The organism is Roseofilum sp. (assembly GCF_982964205.1).
This window is the reverse complement of the sequence record NZ_CEZBFX010000227.1, coordinates 1-1928: the sequence shown is the minus strand read 5'-3', so window position 1 is coordinate 1928 and position 1928 is coordinate 1. Positions and strand designations below refer to the sequence as shown.

The 1928-nt window shown below is 41.1% G+C and carries 1 protein-coding gene and 1 pseudogene; both read right to left on the bottom strand.

Going from position 1 to position 1928, the window contains the following annotated elements; genetic code table 11:
- Positions 1 to 304: 304 nt before the first annotated feature.
- The gene (locus tag AC3A14_RS24640; protein WP_487779245.1) at positions 305 to 712 is read right to left on the bottom strand and encodes a hypothetical protein; all 408 of its coding nucleotides are present in this window, start codon (positions 710 to 712) and stop codon (positions 305 to 307) included.
- Positions 713 to 729: 17 nt separating this feature from the next.
- A pseudogene (locus tag AC3A14_RS24635) lies at positions 730 to 1928 on the bottom strand (hypothetical protein); the annotation flags it as partial.

The following is a 1928-nucleotide window of genomic DNA, read 5'->3' as shown; positions in this document are numbered from 1 at the left end:
ATAGTTCCGATCGGGCTTTCAGCCTTTTTTCTTTATTATACTCTTCCCAGAGTGATAGCTCGCGATCGCCAACGAAAGAATAAGGGTTTCACTCCCCTTTTTCCGAAAGTGACAGAAGAGGGATAATATCTTTCTGGCTACCATCCGGTTGCGTCACATCCTTGCGTCGCTCTACGCTGCGGTTTCCATAACTGTCGTATTCGTACTCGGTGACATTCCCCTCAGCATCAATAACCTTAGTGACATTTCCCCGATAGTCGTAGTCAAAGTGAGTGGTATTTCCTATCGCGCTCGAATTTCACTTCTACTCCTGTAGAACATAAATTTCGGATATTTCATCCCATTTTAGATGAGTAAAGTTTTCCCGTATCCATGCTTGAAGAGACTCTGGATTCTCACGCCAACTCAAATTTTGAGGCAATGGTAATAGATTTGGTATAACACCAGCCAAGTGATTCGCTGGATATTTTTTATGTGGAACATGATCTAAGATATCCTCTACTACATCCAATCGACCAAATGCAAAAAGTCCAATGCTACAAATAAAAATACCAAGACTATCTTGCTCTTGCCCTAATTCATTGTATTTCTGCTTGAATTCATTATATATTTGCTCTAAAAACTCATAGAAAGCTTTTTCGGAATCAAGCTGTCGGCTTTTGATGCCCTCCAAAGAGCGAATAGATTGACGATAATTATTAGCTGTTGACATAATGTTTTACTTCATGATTACTGATATCCAATCTGAATCTGCCCCTCTATTTCTCGAATAGGAGCAAGTTCTTTTGCTGGAATGACTTGAACAACATTACTATTGGGAATTTGGTGAAGAACAATATATTCTTCTTCAAATCTCAAATTCGGCCAAGGCTCTTGTACGCGAATTGGAACTTCCCGAGGTAGTCGAAGAACCATTGTAACCCCATCATCAGATTTAGCGAATGCAGTTGCAACTCCTGGAATAGCAGAAGTGGGAATACCAGCAGCTCCTAAGCGTTGACCGTCTAAATGTTGAAACCCTTCAGGTAGACCAACAAAACCAGGAATCGGCCCATCATGCCACTGCGCTGTAAAATCAGCAATCTGTGCATTTGTCAATCCTTCAGCTTGCATTCTTCTTACAAGTGCACGGGATGCTTCAAGACCTTCTTCACGTGCAATAGGACTCAAAATTTTCTTTCCTAAACTTCCTTGAGCACGATAGAGAATCATATAATCCCTTAAATCAGCCCACCACCTTGCTTTTTCGATTATCCAAGGTTCTGCATTTTGTATCTGTTGTCGATAAGCTATAAATTCCTCCTGTCTAAGTCCTGCTTCTGGGATTTGCCTTGCTAAATCACGACTTCCAGCCAGGTCAGCACCAATAATACCTCGGGTTGCAATCCAGTCTAAACCCAATCCACTTACATAAGTAAACAAAGGTAAATAGGCGAATAAATCCCAAACTGTTCCCGTACCTTCTTGGAATTTCTTCGTACTCAAGTAAGAAGCTAATCCTGACCCAAATAAATTATAACCTAAAAGTGCTTTCTGTCCCCATGTTGTCCCTCCAAATACTGTTGGTGCACCTAAACCAGCACTAAATCCTGTAATCCCCCCTGTAAACCGACCCAAACTAAAAAATAATCCTCTATGATTCCTGGTTGCAGCCTCCCCGTGTAATTTTTCCCGAAGTTTCGTACTACCAGTAAAAGTGATAATATCAGCAAAACCTGCTAAAAATTGGTCGTATATAGCAGCCGCATTAGATACACTACCCCCATAAGCTAGACTTCCAATTGCAGTACTTGTAGTCCAACTTAGTCCTGAAAGGATAGCTGAAATTCCAACAACGGCAGCAAATTCTTGAAGATTCGTTAAATACCCAGTCGGATCAGTATTAACCACGGGATTAGCATGAGCATACTGATACTTATGCTGACTCA

Excerpts from the sequence above, each read along its gene's own strand:
- AC3A14_RS24640 (WP_487779245.1), bottom strand. The coding sequence starts at position 712 with ATGTCAACAGCTAATAATTATCGTCAATCTATTCGCTCTTTGGAGGGC.